General features: G+C 59.9%; 1 pseudogene. It reads right to left on the bottom strand.

Going from position 1 to position 441, the window contains the following annotated elements:
* A pseudogene (locus tag A3730_RS10490) lies at positions 1-441 on the bottom strand (electron transport complex subunit RsxC); the annotation flags it as partial.

Raw genomic sequence — 441 nt, 5'->3', positions numbered from 1 at the left:
GGTATTTGGTGGGCACCACACGCACTTCGATATCGGAGCCTTTGCAGGCCCGTTTGATCGCGGAAATGGCCTCGGGCTTGTTGTCTTCGATACCGATCAGGGTGCGGCGGGGGTTGAGCAGGTACTGGAGAATATGAATGCCGGTGACGATTTGCTCGGCACGCTCACGCATCAGGCGATCATCGGCGGTGATGTAGGGCTCGCATTCCACCGCATTGATCAGCAGCTGCTCCACGCGCTGATGGTCGCCCAGGTTCACCTTGATGCTGGTGGGGAAGCCAGCGCCGCCCATGCCGGCAATGCCCGCGTGGCGGATCAGATCGACCAGCTCGGCTGGGCTTTTTTCGGTGTAGTCGGCAATACCCTGATGTTCAACCCACTGGTCTTCGCCATCCGTGTCGATGACGATACACACCGCATCCATGCCCGATGGGTGCTGGA

Source organism: Alcanivorax sp. HI0044 (assembly GCF_001634945.1).
Note: the sequence above shows the minus strand (reverse complement) of the source record. Positions and strands in the feature narration are given on the sequence as shown.